Origin of the sequence: Nocardia kruczakiae NBRC 101016 (assembly GCF_001612965.1) — a bacterium.
GTDB classification, from domain to species: domain Bacteria; phylum Actinomycetota; class Actinomycetes; order Mycobacteriales; family Mycobacteriaceae; genus Nocardia; species Nocardia kruczakiae.
On record NZ_BDBL01000019.1, the window covers coordinates 19,825 to 45,283 of the forward strand.

The following is a 25,459-nucleotide window of genomic DNA, read 5'->3' on the forward strand; positions in this document are numbered from 1 at the left end:
GTAGCCGGGGAAGCATGGGGATCGGGCCATGCGACCGACAGGCGGCGTTCGGTTATACCGGGTCGGGCGCCGGACGAGCCGGTGCGCCCAGCCCGAACTCGGCGCATTCGTCGTCCTGTTCGGGCCGCCCGCCACTGACCGCGACCGCGCCGAGTACGACACCGTCGCGACGAATCAGTCGCGAGCCCGCGCCCACCACGATCGGTGTCGGCGCCAGCTGATCGATGCGTTCGAAGAGAGCGGGCCAGGCCTTCTGGAGCTGCTGCAGTTCGCCACCGTCGCGATGGAACAGGGCGACGCCGGCCGCCTTCGCGGGAGCGATGCGGGCCGAGAGCGGTGGCGCACCGTCCATGCGATCCAGCACTCGCACGTGCCCACCCTCGTCCACGACGGCCACGGCCACCCGGGCGCCCAATTCCGCAGCGCGAGAGCGTATCCGAGCACTGATGGCGTGTGCTTCGTCCAGCGTGAGCAACATCTTCTCCACCTTCGATAATCGTTGGGCCAACCAACGGTTTACCTGAACGACGCTACGCCATATTCGTTGGCCCGTCCAACGAAACCGCTAGACTTCACGCATGGACGACACGCCCGCACGCCTGCGCGGCAAACCGAGCTGGCTGGTCAGCAAGACCGCGGCACTCGCCCAGCGGCACATCGGAGAAGCCATGTCGGCGGTCGGCGCCCGCGGCTACCACTTCGCGATTCTGGCCGCACTCGACGAGTTCGGGCCCGCCAGCCAGGTGGCGATCGGCCAGCGGTGCCGCATCGACCGCAGCGATATGCACGCCATGCTGACCGAACTCGAGGCGCAGAAATACGTTGCGCGGAAACCGGATCCGGACGACCGTCGCCGCAACCTCATCACCCTCACCGCCGCCGGCGAACGACGACTGAACGAACTGGACGCCGCATTGACCGCCGCCCAGGACGAGATATTCGGCGGACTGACAACGGCAGAGCGCGACCGGCTGGTCAGGCTGCTGACCCGCGCGCTGGACCGGCAGGGGAACGATTAGCAGAACCGGCCGAGCACGCAAGGCGACCACGGGTGGTCCCCGTCGTCTGCGAGTTACGATTGCGGCATGGTCCTGCCCGGAATCGACCGCCCCGACCTCCCCGAATACATGACGTGGGAGGAACTGGAACGGCTTCCGGCAGACGTGGCGGACCAGATCGAACTATGGGAAGGGCGGGTCGTGTGGTTGCGCCGCGGCCCACGTGAGCATCAGCGCTTCACCCGTCGGCTGACGAACGAATTCGAGCGCTGTGTGCGGGAGGACATGAGCCTGCGCCCGGATCGATGCTGGGAAGCGGAAGCCGAAACGAATGTCTTCCTCGGCCGCGCGGGAAAGAACGACTTCCTCACTCCGGATTTCCTCGTACACCGATGCTTGCCTCCCTATGCCGATGTCCGCGCTGCGGACACGGTCCTGGTCGGCGAGGTGCGGTCACCGTCGAACAGCCAGACCGATATGGAAGCGAAGAAAGCACGGTATGCGAGCGCCGGAATTCCCTGGTACTGGGAAGTGACGCTACAACGCGACGTGAGTTCGATCGACGTCGTTCGCGCCTACGGGCTCGAAGTCGGTCACGCGCGGCTGCCGGACGGAGTGACGCCGTTACGGCCGGCCAACTATCTGCTGGTCGGCGAATGGACACACGACGACGAGGCGGGGATTGCCTTCGGACACCCCTTCGAGATCACGATGCCCTGGTCTGCCCTCGCCTTCTGAGAGCCCGAACGGGGCGTGCCGGCCATCGCGTGTCGGCACGAAACCCGTTCTCGCGGAGGATAACCAGCAGACTCAGCCGCGCGGGTTGCGGCCGAGGTAGCGCAGGAGGGTGTCGGCGGCGGTGTCGCCGGGCTCGGCATTCAGCACCGCCGCGTAGGCGCCCCACTGGCGCAGCGGTTCGATCAGATCGGTTGCGGCAGTGAGGAGATGGGTGGCCAGGGTGTCGGTGAGCGGGGACGGCCGGCCGGTGGCGACCGCGATGTCCCAGGCGTGGACGGCGGCGTCGAGGGCGGCCATGACGGCGGCGACGGGGGTCGGAAGGGCGCCGTGCGGGAGCGGGGTGGGGACGGTTTCGGCGTCGCCGGTGACGGTGGCCCAGGCGGTGGCGGTCTGGTCGAGGGCGGCGGAGATCAGCTCCACGCCGGTGCCGTCTAGCGAACCGGAGGGGGCGAAGGGGTCGTAGGTGGGGCCGGCGCCCACGCCGAGGGCGGCGGCGAAGGCGAGCTGATCACCGGCGGCGTGCTGGACGACCTGGGTGACGGTCCACTCCGAGCACGGGGTGGGCAGGTCCCATTGGGCGGCTCCGATCCCGGCGACCGCCTCGGCGAGGGCGCGGTAGGAGTCGGCGACGACCTCGCGCCAGACGGGGGCGAGGACGGCGGCAGGTGCAAGGGAGGTGGCGTTCATGGAACTCAGACTATGCAGCAATTAGGCTTGATTTCTTCCTAATGATCCGCCGCCGGAAAAGGCTTCGATGTGACCTCCACCACAACCCGGGTACTGCGCCTGCTGTCGCTGTTGCAGGACCGCACCTACACCGGCCGGGAGCTGGCGCAACGCCTCGATGTGAGCGACCGGACTCTGCGTCAGGACATCGCACGGCTGCGGGAACTCGGCTATCCGGTCCACGCCGAGCGCGGCGCGGTCGGTGGCTATCGGATCGGCCAGGGCAAGACGATGCCGCCGCTGCTGCTCGACGACGACGAGGCGGTCGCGGTGGCGGTGGCGATCGGCCTCGCGGAGGACGGGTCCACCGGGATCGCGGATATCGACGAGAACGTGGCGCGGGCGCTCGCCAAGTTGGAGCGGATTCTGCCGATGCGGTTGCAGCGCAAGGTGACAGCGTTGCGCACGGCCACCGAGATCGGCCCCGCGACGACCGGCTCTCGCGAACCCGACGCGCCCGTGCCCGCACAGACTCTCGCCACCATCGCGTCCGCGATTCGCGGTACTCGGGTCCTGACCGTCGACGGCGGACTTCTCGAGCCGTACCGGCTGATCAACTGGCAACGCCGGTGGTATCTCGTCGCCTACGATCTCGAAACCCATTGCTGGCGTGCGCTTCCCGTCGCCGCCGTAGACCGCGTCGCGAGCGGATCCCGGCACTTCGCAGCCCGTACGCTGCCCGACGACGATCTCGTGGCGTTCGTGCTGCGGGAAATCGCCACGGCCGGTTGGCGGGTCCACGCCCGGGTGACGGTACTGGCGCCCGCCGAAACCGTGATCGCGCGCATCAACCCGGCCGTCGGTGTGGTGGAACCCGTCGACGCACAGTCGTGTCTGCTGTACACCGGCGCGGACACTTTGGAGACGATCGCGATCTACCTGAGCATGCTCATGATGGACTTCCGCGTCGACGGACCGCCGGAACTCGTGGACCATATCCGGACCCTGGGCCGGCGATATTCGTCGGCCGTTCCGCCCGAATGATGCCCGGGCCGCCCGACACCCGACCACCTACGGTTCGGCCTTCGATGCCGGAATCCGGATCGGTGAACAGTTCCTGAACGGGGTGCGGATCCCACCGTGGGCTCGCCCGATTCGGCGGGATTCCGCTACCTTGAGTCAGTTCCACCTGATGTCCGGACGGAAGCTCCGCTTCGATCGGACCTAGACCAGCACGGGAGAGTAGCTCGCATGGCGACCATCGAATACCTCCGAACCGAGCCGGAGCTGCCTCCCGTCGGGATCGTCGACCGCCGGCCGATCACGCCCGCCAAGAAGGCGATCTTCGCGGCTATCGCCGTCTTCGGTGCGGTCGCCTGGGCGATCCTCGCCGTCGCCCGCGGCGAGAACGTCAACGCGGTATGGATCGTCATCGCGGCGGTGTGCACCTACATCATCGCCTACCAGTTCTATGCCCGGCTGATCGAATGGAAGATCACCAAGCCGCGCGACGACACCGCCACTCCGGCAGAGGAACTGGAGAACGGCACCGACTACATGCCGATGGACCGGCGGGTCCTGTTCGGCCATCATTTCGCCGCCATCGCCGGCGCCGGGCCCCTGGTCGGGCCGGTACTCGCGGCGCAGATGGGGTATCTGCCGGGCACGCTGTGGATCGTGATCGGCGTGGTGCTCGCGGGCGCCGTCCAGGACTATCTGGTGCTGTGGGCTTCGGTGAAGCGCCGCGGCCGCAGTCTCGGGCAGATGGCCCGCGACGAACTCGGTGTGGTGGGCGGTATCGCCGCGCTGATCGCGGTGCTGGTGATCATGGTGATTCTGCTGGCCGTCCTGGGCATCGTGGTGGTCAACGCGCTCGCCGCGACCAAGGGCGCCGACGGGCAACTGCACGGCGGCAGCCCGTGGGGTGTGTTCTCGATTTCGATGACGATTCCGATCGCGCTGCTGATGGGTCTGTACCTGCGCTACGTGCGGCCCGGCAAGGTCGGCGAGATCTCGGTCGTCGGATTCGTGCTGTTGTTGCTGGCCATCGTCTCCGGGCGCTGGGTGTCGGAATCCGGCTGGGGCCGTGATCTGTTCACCCTCTCGGGCACCACCATCGCGTGGATGCTGATCATCTACGGCTTCATCGCCTCGGTGCTGCCGGTCTGGCTGCTGCTGGCGCCGCGCGACTATCTGTCGACGTTCATGAAGGTCGGCACCATCGTGCTACTGGCGCTGGGCGTGGTGATCACCATGCCGGTGCTGCACGCGCCCGCCGTCTCCCAGTTCGCCGGGAATTCCAAGGGTCCGGCGTTCGCGGGCAGCCTCTTCCCGTTCCTGTTCATCACCATCGCCTGCGGTGCGCTCTCCGGATTCCATGCCCTGGTGTCCTCGGGCACCACGCCGAAACTGCTCGAAAAGCAGTCGCAGGCACGGATGATCGGCTACGGCGGCATGCTCATGGAGTCGTTCGTCGCGGTGATGGCGATCATCGCCGCCAGCATTCTCGACCAGCATCTGTACTTCGCGATGAACACCGGCGGCCTCACCAGCGCCCAGGCCGCCGCGGACAAGGTCAACGCCCTCGGACTAGGCGGGACACCGATCACCGCGAACGAGTTGAACCAGGCCGCCCACGACGTGGGCGAACAGGCGATCTACTCGCGCACCGGCGGCGCGCCCACACTGGCCGTCGGCATGGCCGAGGTGATGCACAACTTCATCGGCGGTGCCGCGATGAAGTCGTTCTGGTACCACTTCGCGATCATGTTCGAGGCGCTGTTCATCCTGACCACCATCGATGCCGGCACCCGCGTTGCGCGCTTCATGCTGTCGGACACGCTCGGCAACCTCGGCGGACCGGCCCGCAAGTTCAAGGATCCGTCCTGGCGGCCCGGAGCCTGGCTGTGCACCTTCGTCGTGGTCGCCGCCTGGGGTTCGGTGCTGCTGATGGGCGTCACCGATCCGCTCGGCGGTATCTACACGCTGTATCCGCTGTTCGGCATCGCCAACCAACTACTGGCCGCGGTCGCGCTGACGGTGGTGCTGGTGATCGTGATGAAGAAGGGGCTGTGGAAGTGGGCCTGGATTCCGGCGCTACCGCTGATCTGGGATCTCATCGTCACCATGACGGCCTCGTGGCAGAAGATCTTCTCCGGCGACAAGAACATCGGCTACTGGACCCAGCACCGCATCTACAGCGACGCGCGTGACGCCGGGAAGGTGCTCGCGCCGGCCAAGAGCATGGCCGATATGGACAAGGTCGTGCGCAACACGTTCATCCAGGGCTCACTGTCGATCATCTTCGCGGTGCTGGTGTTGATCGTGGCCGTGGTCGGTGTGATCGTGTGCGTGCAGGCGGTGCGGCGCGGTGGTGGAGCCACCACCGAGACTCCGGAAGTGCCGTCGAAGATCTTCGGGCCGTCGGGCTTCCTCACCACCAAGGCCGAGAAGGAGGTGCAGCGCGAATGGGAGGAACTGGAACGCACGGGAGCGGTGAAAGTCCCCGGAGCAGCGCACGCGTCGACTCCGGAACCGGCTTCCTGACAAGCGAATTCGAGGGTTCCGGCGCGGCAGGGGCCGCGCCGGCCCTGTCCGCCGCCCCGGACGCGGCGAGAACGCACCGGCGGACCGCCGCGGTCCTCCGGGCGCCGCTGCGTGCGGTCCGTGCGGGCGCCCGCTATCTGAACGCGGTGCTCGGCGGCCAGGACTATCCGCGATATGTGGAACATCTTCGCCGCCGGCATCCCGATCGGCCGATTCCGAGCGAGCGCGAGTACTGGCGAGAGCGGCACGCCGCAGCCGATCGCAATCCCGGAACCCGGTGTTGCTGAGCTCGCTGCGGCACTGATCGGTGGCGGCCGGGGGTCGATGTGGCAGCCGGCCGTCGCAACGTTCGCATGTGATCTGCGACCGACCCCGCGCAACTCATCCGGCGACTCCGGCCGACCCGAAATCCTTGCGACGCTGCGGAATAGGCCCTTTGCGGCGGTTATACCCAGCTGCTCTCAGTTGACCGACCATTGATAGCGCACAGCTATGTCGCTGAAACGTTGTCCCTCGGGGGTAGTTGTCTGATTCCCGCTAGCGCAGGCGGCCTCGGGCTGACAAGGTGGACTGCGTGAGTGTGAACGGTCTGGACTTCGAGCGCTGTTATCGAGCGGTGGCCACCCGCGATGCCCGTTTCGACGGGCAATTCGTCACGGCGGTGCGCACCACCGGAATCTACTGTCGGCCATCGTGTCCTGCTATCACTCCGAAGCGTACGAATGTCACGTTCCTCCCCACCGCGGCCGCCGCGCAGCAGAGCGGATTTCGCGCCTGCCGCCGATGCCTGCCCGATGCCGCGCCCGGCTCACCGCTGTGGAACACCCGTGCCGATCTGGCCGCGCGGGCGATGCGGCTGATCGCCGACGGAGTGATCGAACGCAGCGGCGTCCCCGGCCTGGCCGACAAACTCGGCTATTCGCAGCGGCAACTGACCCGGGTACTCACCGCCGAACTCGGCGCCGGTCCGCTCGCCCTCGCTCGCGCCCATCGCGCTCACACCGCCCGGCTGCTCATTCAGACCACGCGAATGCCCATGTCCGACATCGCTTTCGCGGCCGGTTTCGCCAGCATCCGGCAGTTCAACGACACCGTGCGCGAGGTGTTCGTGGTGAGCCCGACGGTCTTGCGCGAGGAGGCGCGGCGGTTGCGCGGCGATACACTGCCCGCCACCAACGGTGCCCTCACCCTGCGCCTGCCCTATCGCGAACCGCTCGACGCGAGCTGGCTCGAATGGTTCCTGTCCGCGCATGCGGTCCCCGGCCTGGAGAGCTGGGAGGACGGCGTCTACACGCGCAGCCTGCGCACCCCGCACGGACATGCCACGGTGCGCGCGAGCATCCACCCCGGCCATGTGCGCGCGAGTCTGGCGCTGCACGATATGCGCGATCTGGCGCCGACGGTCGCACGGATCCGGCATCTGCTCGACCTGGACGCCGATCCGGTCGGAATCGATGCCGCACTCACCGAGGGCTTCGGGCCCGGCGCGCCGGCGATCGGCGCGGGTATCCGCGTGCCCGGCTGCCTGGACGGCTCGGAGTTGTTGCTGCGCACCATGATCGGGCAGCAGATCTCGGTGTCGGCGGCGACCACGCACACCGCCCGCCTAGTCGACGCGCTGGGCGAGAACGTCAACGGCCCGATGCCTCGGCTCTTTCCCACCGCCGAGGCCATCGCCGAACGCGGCGCCGACGTGCTGACCGGACCGGCCCGGCGGACCGCCTCGATCGTCGGCGCCGCCCGCGCACTCGCCTCGGGTGACCTGCGACTGCACGCCGGCCGGACCGCCGCCGACGTACGCCGCGATCTGCTCGCCATCGACGGGGTCGGCCCGTGGACGGCCGACTACGTGACGATGCGCCTGCTCGCCGACCCGGACATCCTGCTGCATACCGACCTCGTGGTCCGGCAGGGCGCGGCCCAGTACGGGATCGATCTCACCGATACGTCGCGATGGGCGCCGTGGCGGTCGTATCTGTCGATGCATCTGTGGAAGCGCGCGCTCTCCGAACGCACCGCGGTGGCCGGGGCCGCCACCGCGCGAGCGGCACTGGCACGCACCGGCGGATACCCCGCCGGGCGTGACGACGCCACCCGGCCCGCGCCCGCCCGTGCCGCACTCGACCGTCGTGGTGACGGCGCCCGTCCCGGAGCCGCTGCCGCCGATGCCGGCCGTCGCACGGCCTATCTGGGCGCACGGCGATGACCACCGCGGATTACGCGACGGTCCCGACCCCGATCGGGCCGTTCACCGTGATCGCCGATGCCGACGGGGCGGTCCTGGCCTCCGGCTGGACCGCCGATGCGGAGGGGCTGCGCGACCTCGTCCATCCGCAACTGAGACCGGCCGCGCTGCGTCGCTACGACGCCCTCGACGAGCTCACCGACACCGTCGAGCGGTATCACGAGGGCGAGCTGAACGCCATCGACGGAGTGGCGGTGCGGCAGGTGTCCGGTCCCTTCCTCGAACACGCCTGGTCGGTGCTGCGGGCGGTACCGGCCGGCGCGCCCATCACCTACACCGCGTTCGCGCTCCGGTCCGGCCGTCCCGAGGCGATTCGCGCCGCCGCGAACGCGTGTGCGCGCAATGCGGCCGCGCTGTTCGTTCCGTGCCACCGGATTCTGCGTACGGACGGCTCGCTCGGCGGCTTCCGCTGGGGGCTGGGCTGCAAACGCTGGCTGCTCGCCCACGAGCGGGCGGCGGAGGACAAGGCCCAGCTCACGCGCTGAGCTCCGGTCGCCTCGGATCCGGCGCACCGAACTCGTGCCGAACAGTCGGTCCGGCGGGCAGAATGCGGAACGACGAAGGAGTTCTGCATGGAAACGATCGTGTCGGTGACAGGTGGCAAGGTCCGCGGCACCACCGAGAACGGGGTGAGTACATTCCTCGGCATCCCCTACGCGGCCGCGCCCGTCGGCCCGGCCCGATTCGATCTGCCGCGGCCGGTCCCGGAATGGGACGGCGTGCGCGATGCGCTGACCTACGGCGCGACCTGTGCGCAATCGCCGTATCCCGCACCGATCCACGCGCTGATCGGCAGCGACGGATTGCCCGGTGACGAATACCTGAATCTGAACGTGTGGACGCCCGAGGCCGGCGGATCCGGTCTACCGGTCATGGTCTGGATTCACGGCGGTGCCTTCACCCGCGGCTCCAACGCCCGCACGATGTACGACGGCAGCACCTTCGCCCGCGACGGGGTCGTGGTGGTGTCGATCAACTATCGGCTCGGGATCTCCGGCTTCGCCGCCGTGCCCGGCGCACCGCTCAATCGCGGCCTGCACGATCAGATCTTCGCGTTGCGCTGGGTGCGCGAGAATATCGCCGCGTTCGGCGGCGACCCCGACACGGTGACCGTCTTCGGCGAATCGGCCGGCGGGATGAGTGTGGTCGACCTGCTGACCGCCGCGCCGGCGCGTGGACTGTTCCGCCGCGCGATCGTGCAGAGTGGCAACGGATCCGCGGTGGCCGAGGCGGCCGACGCCGTCAAGGTCGCCGAAAACCTCGCTCGCACACTGGGAATCGAGCCGACGGCCGCGGCCTTCGGCGAACTCGGGCCGGACCGGCTGCGGACCGCGCAGGACGCGGTGGCGCTGGAGTTGATCACCGATCCGGATCCGAACCGGTGGGGCCGCACGATCATCGACAACGGTCTCGGGATTCTGAGTTTCTTCCCGGTGATCGACGGCGAACTCATCGAGGACCGGCCCGTCGATGTGCTGGAGCGCTCCACCGGCCACGCGGTGCCGTTGATCATCGGCTGGACGGCCGAGGAATTCCGGTTCTTCACCTTTCCGACCGGCATCGCGGCCACGCTCACCGAGGAGACGCTGGGGCCGGTGCTGTCGCGCTACGGCGTCGACTCCGCCGTGGTGGAGGTGTATGCCGAGCAGCGGCCGCAGGCCACATCCGCCGACCTCTTCGCGGCCGTGATCACCGATATGGTCTTCCGCGACGATTCGATGCGCATCGCGGCCGCCAACACCGCCGCCGGGGCGCCGACGCACGTGTACGAATTCTGCTGGCGCAGTGAGGTTCCCGACCTCGGCGCCTGTCACGTGCTGGAGATTCCGTTCGTCTTCGACAAACTTACCGAGGCACATCCGCTGACCGGACCGAACCCGCCGCAGCCACTGGCCGACGAAATCCACCGGGCCTGGGTCGATTTCGCGACGCACGGCGATCCGGGTTGGGCGCCGTTCGGAACCGACCGGCAGGTGCGGAGGTTCGACTTCCCGAGCTCGACCACCGTGCCGGATCCGCACGCCGCGGAGCTGCGGGCACTGCGCGAATCGGGCAGCTGGTTGCGCCGCGCGTGATCAGGCGACGATCGTGCGCAGCCGGGAGCCGGTCGGTTCCCGGATGACGTGGAGGCGGCTGGGGATGCGCTGGCGCATCTCGTCGACGTGGCTGACCACACCGACAACCCTTCCGCCCGAACGCAATTCGTCCAACACGCCCATCACGGCGTCGAGGGTGTCGGCGTCGAGACTGCCGAATCCCTCGTCGATGAACAAGGTGTCCAGGACCAGGCCACCGGATTCCGCCGCGACCACATCGGCGAGGCCGAGAGCCAGTGACAGCGAGGCCATGAAGGTTTCGCCACCGGACAGTGTTTTCGCGGGACGGACGGCGCCGGTGTAGTCGTCGCGGATGTCCAGGCCGAGACCACCGCGGCGGCCGCGCGGGCCGGCCGCATCGGAATGGACGAATTCGTAGCGGCCGCCCGACATTCGCCGCAGGCGTGCCGAACCGGCGAGCGCGACCTCCTCCAGCCGCGCGGCGAGCACATAGGAGCGCAGGGACATGCGGCGGTTGTTGGCGCCGCGTCCCGCGACCACGTCGGCGAGCCCCTCGAGTTCGGTATGCGCCTGCTGTAGCGGTGCGATGCGGTCGGCCGCGGCCCACAGCTGACTGCCGAGTTCCTCGAGTTGGGCTACGCGGCGGGTGCTTTCGGCGTGCGCGGCGACCGCGGCGTCCAGCGCGCGGCGCGCCTCGGCCACGACCGCCTCGACCTCGGTGAGGTTCACCGCTTCGGCGTCGGCCGCGGCCCGGACCTCGGGTTCGGCGAGAACCGCTTCGGCGTGAGCGCGGCGGCGGTCGGCCGCGACGAGCTCGGCCTCCATCTCGGTCTGCTGCTGCGGGGTCCGGGTCGCGGCCGCGACGACCTGCGCGTAGGCCGCGAGCACCGCGTGGTCGGGCGCATCCGAGGCCGAGCGTTCCGGCTGCGGCTCGGCGGCGACCTGCAGGTCGGCGGCGCGGGCCGTGTGTTCGACGCGGCGGGCGAGGTCGGCGAACTGATCGCCGGCGGCGGAGGCGTCGGTGCGGGCGGTGAGCAGATCCGTGGCGTCGGCGATGAGCGCTTCCAGGCGGGCACGGCGGCGCTCCACCGTGCCGTCGGCGCCGGCGGCGACCCGGACTCGCTCGGTGAGTTCGGCCAGCCGCCGATCGGCGGACAGAATGCGTTCCTGGACGGCGCTGCCTCGGCTTTCGAGTTCCCGCAGGCGCGTGTGCAGTTCGGTTTCGGCGGTGCGCAACCGCTCGACCTCGGCGGTACGATCGGCGGCGGCGCTGGCCTGCTGCTGCGCGGACCGGAACTGTTCGGTCGCCGCGTTCACGGCGGCGGCCAATTCCGTGTGGTCGCCGTCGCCGCCGCGCTCCACGAGCAGTTCGATCCGTCGTTCCAGTTCCGTGCGGCGAGTAAGGGCGCGGTCGCGGAGCTGTTCGGCGTCGCGTTCCGCCTGAACCGCCGCGTCCTCGTCGGATTTCGCGACGGTGACGGCGGTGGGCCGGGCGGGGGCCGGGTGGTCGCCGGAACCGCAGACGCTGCACGGTTGCCCCTCGACGAGCGCACCCGCCAGCTCGGCCGCCATGCCGGCGAGACGGCGTTCGCGAATATCGAGGGTGCGCTCGCGCGCATCGGCGTGCGCGGCGCGGGCCCGCTCGAATGCCTCGGTGGCCGTGGACAATTCCTTCCGCGCGCCCACCAGCTCGACCGCCGCCTCCGCCGCGGCGCGCGTGCGTTCGCATTCGCGTTCCAAGCCCGGCAGCGCTGCCCGCGCATCCGCCGCCTCCCGCAGCGCCACCTCGGCCGAGCGAATGGCCTGCGGCAACTGCTCCCTGCGCTGCGCCAGTTGTTCCAGCTCGCGAGATGCGGCAGCGTATTCCGTTCGTAGACCGGCCAATTCGGTGGTCAGGCGGACGGCGTTCTCCGCGTCGGCGCGGACCTCCTCCAGGGAGCCGATGTGTGCCGACCACCGTTGGACGGCGGCGTCGAGACCGCGCGGAGTCGTGGTGTGCGCAGTGTCGTCCGCCCGGCGCGGGTTGTCGTCCACCGAATGCGGACCGTCGCCCGCCGAGCGCGGGCCGCCGTCCTCGCTCTGCGCGCCGGCACCGGAGCGAGTCCGGTCACCGCGTGGCTCCGGCGCCGGTGCGGGGCGGACGAGGTCGATGGAGAACAACTCCAATTCGACCGCCTCGTCCACCGCATCGTGCTCCTCCGGCGGAGGTCCAGAGAGAGCGAACAGTGTTGCGTCGTCGGTTGTTTCGGCGTCACCTGGGTCGGTTGCCACTGTGACCGGCGTAACCCGACGCCTGTCCCCCGCGGACTCCCCGGCATGCGCTTCGCCGGCGTCGGTGCGGCCGATCTCGGGAATGGCCGACAGTTCCTCGGCCAACTCGGTATCCACCAGTTCGGCGACGGCGAGATCACTTGCGGCCCAGGTCGTTCCGGGAAGCTCGGCGGATTCCGGTTCGAGCAGGCGGGCGGCGAGGCGTTCGGCCAGGTCGCGGGCTTCGTCGGTGCGGCGGCGCAGGGTCATGGCAGCGGTGCGGGCGTCGGCGAGCGCGGCCGCCACCGGTTCGACGCGGCGGGCGCGGTCCAGATCGGCCTGCACCCGGTCGCGATGGGACGCGCCGGCGGTGTAGTCGTCGAGGTGTCGGCGGGCGATCGCGGCACGTTCGCGGCGCTCCTGTACGCGGCGATGTTCCTCGGCCGCGGACTGCCGGAGCGCCGAATGCTGCTGGCAGCGAGCCAGTTCCGCTGCCGAACGCTCGGCCTCGGCGCGGGCCTGCGTGAGGAGCTGCTGTGACCATTCCACGGCCTCGAGCGGGCCGACGGCTTCGGTGGCGCCCAGGCCCGCGGTAATCGCGACCTGGGCGATCAAGCGGTCGACGCTCTGGCGGTGAATGTCCAGCTGCGCGCCGCTCTCGCGCCGCCGCTGAGCCAGCCACTGTTCGGCCGTGCCGAAGCGCTCGGTGTCGAACAGTCGCTCGAGCAGCTTCTCCCGATCCTCGTTGTCCGAGCGCAGGAAGCGCGCGAAGTCGCCCTGCGGGAGCAAGACCACCTGGAAGAACTGATCGGCACTCATTCCCAGCAGCCGGCTCACCTCGTCGCCGATATCGGGGATGCGCGACAGATGTTGTCCGCGCCCGTCCAGCCATTCCAGCGTCGCCGCAGCCTGTTCGGTCCGCATACCGGTGCCGCGCTTCTTCGGCCGCTCGAACTCCGGCGATCTGGTCAGGCGCAGCCTGCGGCCGCCGAGCGTCGCCTCCAGCACGACCCGCGGCGCGGTCTGCGCATCGGCGTGGTCGGAATGCAGGCGCTTACTCTCACCGCGCGCCCCCGGCACCCGGCCGTAGAGGGCGAACGCGATCGCGTCGAGCACCGTCGTCTTCCCCGCGCCGGTATGACCGTGCAGCAGGAACAGACCGTCGGCGCCGAGCTCGTCGAAATCGACCCGAGCCGTCTCGGCGAACGGGCCGAAAGCCGTGAGCTCCAGCCGATGCAGCCTCATGCGCGACCCGCCCGGGCGTCGGTCATGCCGACAACTCCGCCGCGGCTGCCACCACTTCGGCGGCGGGTTCGCGCCGGGCCGCGGACAGCGCCTGCTCGATCAGCGCCATCTCCCCCGCCGTCGGTTCACCCCGCACATCGCTGAGGAAGCTGTGCGCGATCTCGCTGTCGCGGCGTCCGTGTACCCGTTCGCGGTAGCGCAGCTGCGCGTTGCCCTCCGGGCGAGACCATTCCACGTGCACGGCGTGCGGGAACCGCTCCCGCAGCCGGCGCAGCGCATCGACGGGACGGGCGTGATCGGTGAGCACCGCGGAGACGTAATCGTCCTCGGCGTCGGCATATTCGGGCGCGGCCAGCAGCTCGTCCAGCACGCCGGTCAGCTGACGCAGCCCCCGTACCACCGGCAGATCGTGGCGCCGCACCGATGCCAGCCCGCCGGCGTCCAGATCCACGATCCACACCGCCTTGCGATGTGACCGCTCCGCGAACGAATACGGCAGCGGCGAGCCGGAATATCGCACCGACTCCGATAACGTCTGGGGCGAATGCAGATGGCCCAGCGCGACGTAATCGATGCCCTCGAAGGCGCTCAGCGCAACGGTCTCCACCCCGCCCACCGCGATCGAACGCTCCGAACCGGTCGCCTCGGCACCGACCACGAACGCGTGTGCCAGCACCACGGTGCGCGGATCACCACGGCGTTGCCGGTCCGCGCGGATACGGGCCAGCGCGGCATCCAGGATCTCGGCGTGCGAACGCGCCTGCGGCACATCCAGTTCCGCGCGGGTGATTTCGGGCTCCAGGTACGGGATGCCGTAGCAGGCGACGGGTCCGTGCTCGTCGGTGAGCACGACCGGCCGGTCCACCTCCGCCACCGACGTCCGCAGATGCAGCCCGCCCGCGGCGGCGAAGCTGCCGAGAGCGCCCAGCCGGGTGGGTGAATCGTGATTACCCGAGGTCGCGACGATCGTCGCCCCCGCGGCGCGGATCGCCTCGAAACCCTTGTTGCACACCGCTATCGCGTCCGCGCTCGGAATCGACCGGTCGTAGACGTCACCCGGTACCACGACCACGTCGACCTGCTCCGCGGCCACGAGTTCCGCCACCGCCTCCAGCGCACGCGCCTGATCGGCCAGCAGGTCGACACCGTGAAAGGTGCGCCCGATGTGCCAGTCCGAGGTATGCAGCATCCGCATGTGGGAAGAGGCTAAGCCATCTCACCGACAAGGTTGAATCGCTTCGGCGTGTCGACGGGTGATGCTGGAGAATTGCCGGGATCCGCGAACTTGTCGGTGGGATGGGGCACTATCTGGGCCATGACCGCATCGATGCTGTTCGCGTTGTTGTTGGTGTTCTGCGCGGGGGCCGGCCTCGGTTGGCTGGGGCATGCCGCCCGGGCGGGGCAGCGAGCGGCCACGGCCGAAGCTCGGCTCGCGGCGCTGCGGGACAACGAACAGCTGCTGCGGCAATCGCTCGGCGCCGCGAGTGCGGATGCGGCACGGCACAATTCGCAGGCCATCGGCTCCCTGGTCGAACCGCTGCGCGAGGCCCTGGGCAGTTTGAACCAGCACATCCAACAGGTCGAGCACCACCGCATCAACGCCTACTCCGGGCTGCGCGAACAGGTCGCGGGGATGCAGCGGATCTCCCAGCAGTTGTCCACCCAGACCGGCGAGCTGGTGTCGGCATTGCGCGCGCCGCAGGTGCGCGGCCGCTGGGGTGAGATCCAGCTCGAGCGGGTCGTCGAACTGGCGGGGATGGCCAAACACTGCGACTTCGACACGCAGGTCACCGCGAGCGGCCGCGACGGCCTGATCCGCCCCGATCTGGTGGTGCGGCTGGCCGGTGACCGCCAACTGGTGGTCGACGCCAAGGTGCCGCTGGCGGCCTATCTGGATGCCACCGGGGAGACGGATCCGCGCCGGCGCACCGACCATCTGGCCCGGCACGCCAAACACCTGCGCGCGCATGTCGACCAGCTGGCCGGCAAGGCGTACTGGGAGGCATTCGATCCCTGCCCGGAATTCGTGATCCTGTTCATCCCGGGCGATCCGTTCCTCGACGCCGCACTGACCGCCGATTCCGGCCTCCTCGAATACGCATTCGGCCGCAACGTGATTCTCGCTACACCGACCACCTTGATCGCATTACTGCGCACCGTCGCGTTCGGCTGGCGGCAGGAGGCGCTTTCGCGAGACATGGCAACTGTTCAGCAACTGGGGAGGGAGCTCTACACCCGGTTGTCCACCACGGGCAGCCATCTCGACAAGCTCGGCACCCAACTCGGTAAGGCCGTCGACGCTTTCAACCACACCGTGGCCTCGATCGAGTCGCGCGTGATGGTCACCGCGCGCCGGCTGCACGATCTCGACATCGGCGATCGCGCCGTACCGGCAATTGCTCCCGTCCAGTCGTGGCCGCGCGCGGTAGGCTTCTCGGACACCAACGAGTAACTCCGGCAGCAGCCCGGCCTCGACACACGTTCCGGCCGCGGCAGATAGTGTGCTTTACGTGGCAGCTACCCAACGCGAGCGATCCGATGTACCCGCCTCGCACCTCTCGATCGTCCCGTCGGTGCCCGGCATCCCCGCCGGCGCCGCGGTGTTGATCGCGGTGGCGTGCACTTTCATCGGATTTTTCATCGACTCCGGAAACAGCGGCAAGGAGCTGACCCATGTGTTCGCCGCGTTCTACATCATCGGATGTGTGATCGCGGCATGCGTGGTGCGCTATCGCGGCCTGTTCACCACCATGGTGACCCCGCCGCTACTGCTGTTCATCGCCGTCCCGCTGGCCTACCAGCAGCTGATCGGGCGCAGCTCGACCTCGGTGAAGGACATTCTGCTGAACCTGGCGATTCCGCTGGTGAACAGATTCCCGACCATGGCGCTGGCGACGGTCCTGGTGCTGGGCGTCGGCGCCGTGCGGGTATGGCTGTACCGCAACGCCGACACCACCGCGCGTCCCACCCGGGAACGCGGCAGCGACAGCTGGAATCCGCGTTCGGCCGCCGGCCGTGCGCGTCGCGCTCGTAGCGAAGCCGCCGGCGGCGAGACCCTGCGGCGTAGCTCCCGCGGTCAGAAGCGCGGTGCGGAGGCCACCAAATCGGCCAAGGCGCCCAAGCGTGGCGATTCGGCCGCTCGCGGGTCCGGGACGGCCAAGCGAGCCGCGGAGCCGGAACCCGCACGGGCGGCGCGCCGCACGGGCGGCAAGGTGGCCGAACGCCCGCCGCGTGTCGCCGCGGCCGCGTCCTACCCCCGCACCGGTGAACGCACCAGGACCGCGGAACGCACCCGAGTCGCCGAACCGCAGCCCCGCCGCGGCCGGCCGCAGCCGCCGAGCGATGTGCCCCCGCATCCGCGGCCGAACGTGCGCTACCGCGACCGCTGAGCCGAACGTCGCGGGCGCCGAACCGGTTACGGCTCCAGCGGTCATCCCCGAAATCCCCACGCCCACTCATCGTCTCGCCGCGGCGAGCCGTTACCGTTGCGCCCCAAGCGTTTCCGCGACCGCGCGGAAACCTGGAGATGCAGCGACGGAGAATCAGCGGCGACCGGTGGTGCGCAGTTCGCGCGGGAGGGCGAAGACCAGGGTCTCGTTCGCGGTGGTGACGGGCTGGACCTCGCCGTAGCCGTGTTCGGCGAGGAGGTCGAGCACGCCGCGCACCAGGATCTCGGGAACCGAGGCGCCGGAGGTGACACCGACGGTGGTGACGCCCTCGAACCAGGCCGGGTCGACCTCGCGGGCGAAATCGACCAGATAGGAGGCGCGGGCGCCCGCGTTCAGGGCGACCTCCACCAGCCGCCTGGAGTTGGAGGAGTTGCGGGAGCCGACGACGATCACCAGATCGCATTCGGGCGCCATCGCCTTCACCGCGACCTGACGGTTCTGGGTGGCGTAGCAGATGTCGTCGCTGGGCGGGTCCTGCAGATTCGGGAAGCGCGTGCGCAGCCGCTGCACCGTCTCCATCGTCTCGTCCACCGAGAGCGTGGTCTGCGACAGCCAGATCACCTTGTTCTCGTCGCGCACCTCGACGCCGTCGACCGCGTCGGGGCCGTCGACCAGCTGAACGTGGTCGGGCGCCTCACCGGCGGTGCCCTCGACCTCCTCGTGGCCCTCGTGGCCGATGAGCAGGATGTCGAAGTCGTCGCGGGCGAAGCGCTTGGCCTCCTGGTGCACCTTCGTCACCAGCGGGCAGGTCGCGTCGATGGTGTGCAGATTTCGGGCGGCCGCGGATTCGTGCACCGCCGGCGACACGCCGTGCGCGGAGAAGACCACCACCGCGCCCTCGGGCACCTCGTCGGTTTCGTCGACGAAGACCACGCCGCGCTCGCGCAGGGTCTCGACCACGTGGCGGTTGTGCACGATCTCCTTGCGCACGTAGATCGGCGCACCGTGCTTCTCGAGGGTGCGCTCCACGGTTTCCACCGCCCGGTCCACACCCGCGCAGTAGCCGCGTGGTTCGGCGAGCAGCACCCGCTTGCCCGCGCCGGCACCGGCCGCATCGGCCGACCGGGCGATTCCGACATTCAGGGGGATAGCCGAGGACATGTTCACAGCTTACGTGCGCCGGCCGACGGGGAAAGTCCCGCCCGCGAACCGCGGGTACGGCGGTGTGGCGGGACGCGCGACAATGGAACACGTGAACTCTGTTCTTTGCATCACCGGCCGTTTCGGGCAGGCTAGGGACATGTTCCGACCTCCCTACCTGGCCCGGGTCGCCGCTGGGGCCGCCGTCTACGCCCTCGAGGAAACTCGCCGGTTACCCACTGTGGCAATCCATCTGCCGATCACCGCGATCAGCCAGTTGCTGCAGACCTCGATGCATCTGCAGCAGTTCGTGACCAGCCTCGCCCTCAAGGGTGACGAGGTCTTCGACCGGCTGGCCAATCGCCCGGTGGAGCAGCCGGAATGGGCCACCTTCGACGAGGACCTCGACGACGAGCAACCGTTCGGCAGCGGCGATTTCGGCGCGCGGGGCGACCGCGATCTCGCCGCCCGGCTCAGCCGCTTCGATCTGTTCGCCGAATCCGACCCGGCCGCGGGCGTCCCCGAACCTACGGCGTCGGTCACTCCCTCGGCGACGAACGGCTATGCCGCATCTCACACTGCGAAATCGGACACTACGGAAGCGGCCACCGCCGAAACGGACACGGCGGAGACCACCGCCGCCGATGCCGCCACGGGGACGAACTCCATCGAAACGACCGGCGAGGATACGGACAACCCCGGCACGGGCAACCCTGGCACGGATAACCCCGGCACGGGCGACCCCGGCACCGCGGCGCCGGCGGAACCGCGGGGAGTGGTCGAGCCCGAGGTCGCCGCCCGGTACGACTACGCGAATATGACGCTGGCTCAGCTACGGGCCCGGCTGCGCATGCTCAGCGCCGAGGAGTTGGCCGAACTGCTGGCCTACGAGCAGCAGACCCTGGACCGGGCGCCGTTCGTGACCATGCTGACGAACCGGATCGCCACCGTGCAGGCCAAGTGACCGACTCACACGCCGACGCGCCGGCCGCCGGGGCACGAGCCTCCGGGGAGCCGGCGCGTTCTGCTGCCCGCCCCGCCAACTCGGCCGAACAGCCGTGGCCGGTGCGCACCATCGCGATGAAGGTCGCGCAGTGGATCGACCGGCTCGGCAGCGTCTGGGTGGAGGGCCAGATCACCCAGATCAATCTGCGCCCCGGCACCCGCACCGCGTTCCTCGTGCTGCGCGATACCGCCGCCGACATGTCGCTGTCGATCACCTGCGATCCGCAACTGCTGCGCGCCTCGGCCGTCCCGCTGCAGGAGGGCAGCCGGGTGGTGGTCTACGGCAAACTGTCGTACTTCACCGGCCGGGGCACGATCTCGTTGCGCGTCACCGAGATTCGCCCCGTCGGCATCGGCGAGCTGCTGGCCCGCATCGAACGCCTGAAGGCGCTGCTGGCCGCGGAGGGATTGTTCGATCCGCGGCTGAAACGGCCGATGCCGTTCCTGCCCAAGGTGATCGGCCTGATCACGGGTCGCGCCAGCGCCGCCGAACACGATGTGGTGACCGTGGCCCAGCAGCGGTGGCCCGCGGTGCGTTTCGAGATCCGCAATACCGCCGTGCAGGGCCCGACCGCGGTGCCGCAGATCCTCGACGCGCTGGCCGAGTTGAACGATCACCCGGAGGTCGAGGTGATCGTGCTGGCACGCGGCGGTGGCAGTGTCGAGGACCTGCTGCCGTTCTCCGACGAAACCCTCTGCCGCGCCATCGTTTCCGCGACCACCCCGATCGTCAGCGCGATCGGGCACGAGCCGGACAATCCGCTCTCGGACTACGTCGCGGACCTGCGCGCGGCCACCCCCACCGATGCGGCCAAACGCCTGGTTCCCGACGCCGCCGCCGAACTCGCGGGCGTCCGCGAACTGCGCGCCCGTTCGGCCGCGGCATTGCGCGGCTGGGTCGATCGCGAGGCGCGCGCCCTGCAGCAGCTGCGCTCGCGCCCGGTACTGGCCGATCCGCTGCGGATTCTGGACCAGCGCCACGACGAGATCGAGCGGCTGCGCACCGCGGCCCATCGCGCCGTCGACCACTGCCTCACCAGCCAGGCCACCACCGCGCGCCATCTGCGCGACAAGCTCACCGCGGTGGGTCCGGCCGCCACCCTGGCACGCGGATACGCTGTCGTGCAACGGGTTACCGGTACGGAGCGCCACGTCGTCCGCACCGTCGCCGACTCCCCGCCGGGCACGCAATTGCGTATCCGGGTCGCCGACGGTGCGATCAGCGCCGCGGCCCTGGGCAGTCAGGCCCTCGCGAATCCCATACCGGCCCAGCGGGTTACGGACCGGCCGGCACCGGCATCCGAACAGGAGGAGTCGTCATGACCGAGAGCGATGTCACCGAAATCGCGACCTTCGGCTACGAACGCGCCCGCGACGAACTGGTCAACGTCGTGAAGATGCTCGAACAGGGCGGAATGGACCTCGACGATTCGCTGGCCCTGTGGGAACGCGGCGAGGCACTGGCCAACCGGTGCGAGGAACATCTCGCCGGAGCCCGCCGGCGGGTCGAGGACGCCCTGTCCCGGCGCGGCGGAGACCAGGACTGAACATGGATATCCGTCGCGTCGTCCCGGATCTGCGGGTCGCCGATATGGAACGGGCCCGCGCCTTCTATCGGGCGCTGGGCCTCGACGAGGTGATGGATCTCGGCTGGGCCGTCGGGCTGGCCTCGCCGAGCAATCCGACCGCGCAGATCCTGCTGATCGGCGCCGACGCCGAGGACCCGCAGCCGGCTATCAGCGTCGAGGTCGCCGATGTGGACGCCGCGCACGAGGCGATGGTCGCGGCCGGAGCCGACGTGGTCTACGCGCTGCGGGACGAGCCGTGGGGTGTGCGGCGGTTCTTCGTCCGCGATCCGGACGGCACGGTGGTCAACGTCGTGAGCCACCGCTGAACCCGCGCTCAGGCCTGTAGCCCGGGCTCGAAGTTGTCGCGGCGCTCAGCGCTGCAGCGGGGCCGCGGCGTCCACGGCCTGCGCGAGCGTCAGATAGGCCGCCTCGTCGGCCGCCCCCTTGAGCAGCACGCGGCTCTGCCCGAAGTCCGAGATCCAGGCCGACTCGCTGCCCTGCACGTGGTAGACGGTCCACTTCTGGTCGCCCACCATCCGGGACCCCGACGGGCTGCGGGTGTCGACGACGTGGGCGGCCAGCGCGCTCTCGCTCGCATTGCTCTGGCTCAGCTGCAGGTAGGTGCCGTTGGAGGTGATGAAACCGACCGTGCTGACGGTGCCGCCGCCGGATCCGGTGACGGTGTCGCGGCTGCCCGAATTGGCCTTCCAATCCGCCGGCACCGCGGGGTCGCGAATCGGGAACGGCAGCGCCTTCGCGTCGTCGTGCAAGGCCGACTGGACGTCGAAGTTCGGCACCTGACCGGGCGTGGGTCCGTGCGCGGAGAAGCTGCACTGGCTGGCCACCGCGGCCAGCACCACGCAGATCAGTACCAGCGGGATCAGCGACCAGATCAGATCCCGGTAGTCGTTGAGGATGCGTGGTTTCTGCGACACGACCCAAGTATCCACGCGCCGCCGAATCCGCCGAGCCTCGCCCTCGGGCCGGGAGGCCGACATCACAGCCGTCCCCACCGGCGCGGACGCTCTTCCCGCGAAGTGGAACAGCAGTACCTGAATGGCGGATCCGACCGTTCTGCGACAATTCACGCAGCAATACACAACTCGAGGAGGCACCGTCATGACGGCACCCACACCCGCAACCAGTCGCCGGCGCGAGGCCCCGGACCGCAACCTCGCACTGGAGTTGGTCCGGGTGACCGAGGCCGGTGCGATGGCCGCGGGCCGCTGGGTCGGCCGCGGTGACAAGGAGGGCGGCGACGGGGCGGCCGTCGACGCCATGCGGCAACTGGTGGCCACCGTCTCCATGCGCGGCACCGTCGTGATCGGCGAGGGCGAGAAGGACGAAGCCCCGATGCTCTACAACGGCGAGGCCGTGGGCGACGGGACCGGTCCCGAGGTCGACTTCGCCGTCGACCCGATCGACGGCACCACGCTGATGTCGAAGGGCTCTCCCGGCGCCATCTCGGTGCTGGCGGTCGCCGAACGCGGCGCCATGTTCGATCCGTCGGCGGTGTTCTACATGGAGAAGATCGCGGTCGGCCCGGAGGCGGCCGATGTGATCGACCTGTCCGCCCCCATCGCGGAAAACCTGCGCCGGGTCGCCAAGGCCAAGAATTCGCTGGTCTCCGACCTCACCGTCTGCGTGCTGGACCGGCCCCGCCACGCCCGCCACATCCAGGAGGTTCGCGACGCGGGTGCGCGCATCCGCCTGATCTCCGACGGCGACGTCGCCGGCGCCATCGCCTGCGCCCGCCCCGAATCGGGCACCGACATGCTGGTCGGCATCGGCGGCACCCCCGAGGGCATCATCGCCGCGGCCGCGCTGCGCTGTATGGGCGGCGCGCTGCAGGGCAGGCTGGCCCCCACCGACGACGCCGAGAAGCAGAAGGCGCTCGACGCCGGTCACGACCTCGACCGCATCCTGACCACCGAGGACCTGGTCTCCGGTGAGAACGTCTTCTTCTCCGCCACCGGCGTCACCGACGGCGACCTGCTACGCGGCGTGCGCTACTACAGCGGCGGCGCCTCGACCCAGTCGATCGTGATGCGCTCCAAGTCCGGCACCGTGCGCATCATCGACGCCTACCACCGCCTCACCAAGCTGCACGAATACGCCTCGGTCGACTTCGTCGGCGACGAGGACGCGATTCCGCCGCTGCCGTAATTTCTGCCTTCGCTTCGCTGCGGCGGGGTTTCGGCCGCCTCGAGGGGCTCCGGGGAGGGATCGCGCGGCGGTGGGGCATGTGGCTCACCGCGCCGATTCGATCATCAGGTACTCGAGGCGGGCGGTCTCGTCGGAGCCGTCATCGACGTCGACGACGGCGACGAACTCGCGATCACCCGCTTGGCGCTGCAACGGACCCCACGAGTGGGCGAGATACCAACCGGCGCCGGTGGTTCCGCGCGGTCCCAAGCCGGCGCAGAAGATCCGGTATCGGCCGGGCTGCAGATCCGGATCCGGTCGCGCGCGCGCGATGACACCGATGCTGTGGCCGTCACGCGAGCCGTATCGGCTGCCGTCGGCCAACGCCACCTGTTCGATGCGACGACCGCGGCCGTCGAGATCGAACAGCGGCCGGTCGGCGTTGTCGAGATACCTTCGTGTGCACGCGTTGCCGGTGAGACCGAAGCTGATGTAGGGGCGCTCACCGTGCGCGACGACCTCGCGATCGCTGCGGACGTCGGCCGAGAAACCGGCATGACGCTGGAGCATCGACAGCACGTACAGCAGCCCGCGAAACTCCCTCTCCGGCAAGGCCGCCAGCACATCCGAGCGGTGGTCGGCCGCGATTGCGCGAATCTTCCGCTCGAACGAATACCGATCGGACGCCGCGAGCGCCCGGCGTGCGCGCGCCGATCGCAGCGGTAGCTCGAATGCCGGGTACACGAGAGTGACGCCGCTGGTGAACATCTCGGCTCCGAGGAAGGCCTCGAGTTCGACGTCGGTCGCGGGATCCGTGTCGTGTGCTCCCCTGCCGAGCGATGTGGCACCCGCCGTCCGAAACAAACCCTCGACCGTCCAGCCCGGGAACATCTCGGCCAGTACCCGGCAGTGGTAGTCGCGCGGAAGCCCGACCATCTTGCCCGAAAGCCACTGGTAGTACTGGGTCTTCGCCGGCCCGTAGCCGGGCGGGATGGGTGGGTCGAGTCGTGCGGCGCAGGTGTCGTACGCGGCCAGGAAGTCCGCGTGGCTGGTCAGATGCCGCTGCGCCAGCAGCGTCTTCAGAACGGTAGCCAAGGAAACCCCCTTTACCCCTGAAACCACCGCCCCCGCGGCGGCTCGATCTACGACCGCGGCTAACGCCGGGCCGCCGACGCGTGCGGCAACCGACTGGAAGCCGGTACCGCGCCGGCACAAGTGCTGGAGATGCCGTTACCGATCCCGCCTATCACGACCACGACGAGCTGCGTCCTCTTTCCGGCCACGGCGAACACGATGATCCGCGTCTCCGCATACCGGGTGGTTGCCTTACTCGATCGGTGGCCCGCTTTCCATTAAGCCCCCTAACACCGTTGGGCAGCAACGGATCTCCTATCCGTTTTCGTCCGTTTTCCACATCCTCCACGGTTACACCGCTCGGTCGACCACTCGGAGCACGGTCACACTGGGCGCCGAAAAGCCCTGCGGCACAAGGCGCTTTCTGATCTTGGAACCGGAAGACGAGTCCGATAACGGACGAAAACGAACCGAGCAGACCGTCCCACGACGTGTTTCGCGGACGTTAATTGAAGTAGCGGAAACACAGAGCAATTCGGGCAGCTATCCGCGCTGCCCATCACAGCAGTCAGGAGGCAAATACCGTGCCTACCATCACCTCCCTCTCGCCGACGTCCGGCCCTGCAACCGGAGGAACCAGCGTCACGATCACAGGGACCGGGTTTACCGGCCCCACCACCGTGCGATTCGGCACTACCGCAACGACTTTCACGATCGATTCCGCGACGCAGATCACCGCGATCGCTCCCTCCGGATCCGTCGGTCCGGTGCAGGTCACCGTCACGACCTCGGCAGGCACCAGCAACGGCGTGACCTACACCTACCTCGCGGTCCCCGCGTTGAGCGGCATCAGCCCCAGCCAAGGGTCGACCGCGGGCGGAACGACGGTCACCCTCACCGGTTCCGGCCTCACGGGAGTCACAGCGGTGAATTTCGGTGCCACTCCGGCCACCTCGTTCACCGTCGACTCCGACACCCAGATCACCGCCGTCGCCCCCGCGGGTACCGGAATCGTCTCCGTGACGGTCACGGGTCCGGGCGGTACCAGCAATCCGGTGACCTACGTCTATGTCGTCGTCCCGACCATCACCGCCATCTCCCCGACCGCCGGTCCCACCGCGGGCGGAAACAACGTGACGATCACCGGCACCGGGTTCACCGGTCCGTTGACCGTCCGGTTCGGCACGACCGCAACGACTTTCACCGTGAACTCGCCGACGCAGATCACCGCCGTCGCCCCCGCCCACGCGGCCGGCACCGTGCAGGTCACCGTTACCGGTTCGGGCGGTACCAGCAACGGGGTCGCCTACACCTACGCCGCGGTGCCCACCCTGACCACCGTCACCCCCACGGCGGGATCGGTGACCGGCGGTACCACCGTCGTCCTCACCGG

At 69.3% G+C, this 25,459-nt stretch carries 23 protein-coding genes; 16 read left to right on the forward strand and 7 right to left on the reverse strand.

Annotated features, from left to right (window positions below):
* Nucleotides 1-52 precede the first annotated feature (52 nt).
* A complete protein-coding gene (locus NK1_RS15375) occupies nt 53-478 on the reverse strand; it encodes a GlcG/HbpS family heme-binding protein (RefSeq protein WP_157104284.1) in 426 nt (141 codons plus the stop codon).
* A gap of 100 nt (nt 479-578) precedes the next feature.
* Here NK1_RS15375 and NK1_RS15380 point away from each other — a divergent pair, with 100 nt between their 5' ends.
* Together NK1_RS15380 and NK1_RS15385 are read left to right on the forward strand one after the other, a co-directional pair.
* On the forward strand, nt 579-1,019 hold the full coding sequence (locus tag NK1_RS15380) for a MarR family winged helix-turn-helix transcriptional regulator (protein WP_063009255.1): 441 nt from the start codon (nt 579-581) through the stop codon (nt 1,017-1,019).
* 66 nt (nt 1,020-1,085) lie between these two features.
* On the forward strand, nt 1,086-1,736 hold the full coding sequence (locus NK1_RS15385; RefSeq protein WP_063009257.1) for a Uma2 family endonuclease: 651 nt from the start codon (nt 1,086-1,088) through the stop codon (nt 1,734-1,736).
* A 72-nt stretch (nt 1,737-1,808) separates the two neighbouring features.
* Here the strand turns inward: NK1_RS15385 and NK1_RS15390 are convergent, their stop codons facing one another.
* Nucleotides 1,809-2,423 carry a TIGR03086 family metal-binding protein gene (locus NK1_RS15390; protein WP_063009259.1) on the reverse strand — a complete coding sequence of 205 codons (615 nt, stop codon included), beginning with the start codon at nt 2,421-2,423 and terminating at the stop codon, nt 1,809-1,811.
* A 69-nt stretch (nt 2,424-2,492) separates the two neighbouring features.
* On the opposite strand from NK1_RS15390, the gene NK1_RS15395 reads away from it, so the two are divergent.
* From NK1_RS15395 to NK1_RS15415, 6 genes are all read left to right on the forward strand, one after another.
* Nucleotides 2,493-3,446 (forward strand): helix-turn-helix transcriptional regulator, encoded by a 954-nt coding sequence (locus tag NK1_RS15395; protein ID WP_063009261.1) that lies wholly within the window; start codon nt 2,493-2,495, stop codon nt 3,444-3,446.
* Between the two features lie 207 nt (nt 3,447-3,653).
* On the forward strand, nt 3,654-5,948 hold the full coding sequence (locus tag NK1_RS15400; RefSeq protein WP_063009263.1) for a carbon starvation CstA family protein: 2,295 nt from the start codon (nt 3,654-3,656) through the stop codon (nt 5,946-5,948).
* A gap of 107 nt (nt 5,949-6,055) precedes the next feature.
* Entirely contained in the window at nt 6,056-6,235 is a 180-nt protein-coding gene (locus NK1_RS36325) for a YbdD/YjiX family protein (RefSeq protein ID WP_084460999.1), read from the forward strand.
* A 278-nt stretch (nt 6,236-6,513) separates the two neighbouring features.
* Nucleotides 6,514-8,154, forward strand: a complete 1,641-nt coding sequence (locus NK1_RS15405; protein WP_157104285.1) for an AlkA N-terminal domain-containing protein — start codon at nt 6,514-6,516, stop codon at nt 8,152-8,154.
* Nucleotides 8,151-8,678 carry a methylated-DNA--[protein]-cysteine S-methyltransferase gene (locus NK1_RS15410; RefSeq protein ID WP_063009265.1) on the forward strand — a complete coding sequence of 176 codons (528 nt, stop codon included), beginning with the start codon at nt 8,151-8,153 and terminating at the stop codon, nt 8,676-8,678. Before NK1_RS15405 ends, NK1_RS15410 begins: the two co-directional genes overlap by 4 nt.
* Before the next feature lie 87 nt (nt 8,679-8,765).
* Nucleotides 8,766-10,268 carry a carboxylesterase/lipase family protein gene (locus NK1_RS15415; RefSeq protein ID WP_063009267.1) on the forward strand — a complete coding sequence of 501 codons (1,503 nt, stop codon included), beginning with the start codon at nt 8,766-8,768 and terminating at the stop codon, nt 10,266-10,268.
* On the opposite strand, the gene NK1_RS36050 is transcribed toward NK1_RS15415, so the two are convergent.
* Nucleotides 10,269-13,745 (reverse strand): AAA family ATPase, encoded by a 3,477-nt coding sequence (locus NK1_RS36050; RefSeq protein ID WP_063009269.1) that lies wholly within the window; start codon nt 13,743-13,745, stop codon nt 10,269-10,271. It lies immediately after the preceding gene.
* Nucleotides 13,746-13,767: 22 nt separating this feature from the next.
* Nucleotides 13,768-14,940: an exonuclease SbcCD subunit D gene (locus NK1_RS15425; RefSeq protein WP_063009271.1), complete on the reverse strand. Its 1,173-nt coding sequence runs from the start codon at nt 14,938-14,940 to the stop codon at nt 13,768-13,770.
* A 120-nt stretch (nt 14,941-15,060) separates the two neighbouring features.
* Between NK1_RS15425 and NK1_RS15430 the strand changes: the two genes are divergently transcribed.
* A complete protein-coding gene (locus NK1_RS15430; protein WP_063009273.1) occupies nt 15,061-16,197 on the forward strand; it encodes a DNA recombination protein RmuC in 1,137 nt (378 codons plus the stop codon).
* Between the two features lie 58 nt (nt 16,198-16,255).
* Nucleotides 16,256-17,134: a DUF6542 domain-containing protein gene (locus NK1_RS15435; RefSeq protein WP_063009275.1), complete on the forward strand. Its 879-nt coding sequence runs from the start codon at nt 16,256-16,258 to the stop codon at nt 17,132-17,134.
* A 153-nt stretch (nt 17,135-17,287) separates the two neighbouring features.
* Here NK1_RS15435 and NK1_RS15440 read toward each other — a convergent pair whose 3' ends face one another.
* Nucleotides 17,288-18,295: a 4-hydroxy-3-methylbut-2-enyl diphosphate reductase gene (locus NK1_RS15440; protein WP_063009277.1), complete on the reverse strand. Its 1,008-nt coding sequence runs from the start codon at nt 18,293-18,295 to the stop codon at nt 17,288-17,290.
* Nucleotides 18,296-18,434: 139 nt separating this feature from the next.
* On the opposite strand from NK1_RS15440, the gene NK1_RS15445 reads away from it, so the two are divergent.
* The 4 genes from NK1_RS15445 (at nt 18,435) to NK1_RS15460 (ending at nt 21,173) form a co-directional block, all read left to right on the forward strand.
* Nucleotides 18,435-19,238, forward strand: coding sequence for a lipid droplet-associated protein (locus NK1_RS15445; RefSeq protein WP_063009279.1), 804 nt, complete (start codon nt 18,435-18,437; stop codon nt 19,236-19,238).
* A gap of 116 nt (nt 19,239-19,354) precedes the next feature.
* Nucleotides 19,355-20,602 (forward strand): exodeoxyribonuclease VII large subunit, encoded by a 1,248-nt coding sequence (gene xseA / locus NK1_RS15450; protein ID WP_218023123.1) that lies wholly within the window; start codon nt 19,355-19,357, stop codon nt 20,600-20,602.
* A complete protein-coding gene (locus NK1_RS15455) occupies nt 20,599-20,826 on the forward strand; it encodes an exodeoxyribonuclease VII small subunit (protein ID WP_036505013.1) in 228 nt (75 codons plus the stop codon). Before xseA ends, NK1_RS15455 begins: the two co-directional genes overlap by 4 nt.
* Before the next feature lie 2 nt (nt 20,827-20,828).
* Nucleotides 20,829-21,173 (forward strand): VOC family protein, encoded by a 345-nt coding sequence (locus NK1_RS15460; protein ID WP_063009281.1) that lies wholly within the window; start codon nt 20,829-20,831, stop codon nt 21,171-21,173.
* Nucleotides 21,174-21,218: 45 nt separating this feature from the next.
* On the opposite strand, the gene NK1_RS15465 is transcribed toward NK1_RS15460, so the two are convergent.
* Nucleotides 21,219-21,782 (reverse strand): DUF4245 domain-containing protein, encoded by a 564-nt coding sequence (locus NK1_RS15465; RefSeq protein WP_245660537.1) that lies wholly within the window; start codon nt 21,780-21,782, stop codon nt 21,219-21,221.
* A gap of 184 nt (nt 21,783-21,966) precedes the next feature.
* Here NK1_RS15465 and glpX point away from each other — a divergent pair, with 184 nt between their 5' ends.
* Nucleotides 21,967-23,013, forward strand: a complete 1,047-nt coding sequence (glpX, locus tag NK1_RS15470) for a class II fructose-bisphosphatase (protein ID WP_063009285.1) — start codon at nt 21,967-21,969, stop codon at nt 23,011-23,013.
* An 84-nt stretch (nt 23,014-23,097) separates the two neighbouring features.
* Here glpX and NK1_RS15475 read toward each other — a convergent pair whose 3' ends face one another.
* On the reverse strand, nt 23,098-24,087 hold the full coding sequence (locus NK1_RS15475; RefSeq protein WP_063009287.1) for a hypothetical protein: 990 nt from the start codon (nt 24,085-24,087) through the stop codon (nt 23,098-23,100).
* 563 nt (nt 24,088-24,650) lie between these two features.
* Between NK1_RS15475 and NK1_RS15480 the strand changes: the two genes are divergently transcribed.
* A partial coding sequence (locus NK1_RS15480) for an IPT/TIG domain-containing protein (RefSeq protein ID WP_218023122.1) occupies nt 24,651-25,459 on the forward strand: 809 nt, incomplete at its 3' end.